Origin of the sequence: Flammeovirga agarivorans (genome assembly GCF_012641475.1) — a bacterium.
GTDB lineage: Bacteria > Bacteroidota > Bacteroidia > Cytophagales > Flammeovirgaceae > Flammeovirga > Flammeovirga agarivorans.
Genome location: NZ_JABAIL010000152.1, coordinates 1 through 500, shown reverse-complemented (window position 1 = coordinate 500; position 500 = coordinate 1). Strand labels below are relative to the sequence as shown.

The 500-nt window shown below is 58.6% G+C and carries 1 pseudogene; it reads right to left on the bottom strand.

Annotated features, from left to right (window positions below):
* A pseudogene (locus HGP29_RS28715) lies at nucleotides 1–500 on the bottom strand (1,4-alpha-glucan branching enzyme); the annotation flags it as partial.

Genomic DNA, 500 nt, shown 5'->3' with positions numbered 1-500 from the left:
TTCATCGTGGGAGAGCGGCAGCACAAAATTCTCGGTGTAGTTGTAGAGCATGCCGAAGGTCATTTTGTCGTGATGGTAGCGGCGATGCACCGGATCGAGCTTCATGTAATCCAGGGTGTCGTGCATCCAGCCGAGGTTCCATTTGAACCAGAAACCGAGGCCGCCGCCGGCTGGCGGACGGGTCACCCCGGTAAAATCGGTGGACTCTTCCGCCATGGTGACCGCGCCCGGAGTCTGTTCGCCAAGGATGCGGTTGGTGTTGCGCAGAAACTCAATGGCTTCCAGATTCTCCCGACCGCCGTATTCGTTGGGGATCCACTCTCCCGCCTTGCGGCTATAATCGCGATAGATCATCGAGGCCACCGCGTCGACCCGCAGCGCATCGATGCCGAAGCGTTCGATCCAGTACAGCGCGTTACCCACCAGGTAGTTGCTGACTTCCCGACGTCCGTAGTTGTAGATCAGGGTATTCCAGTCCTGGTGATACCCCTCGCGCGGAT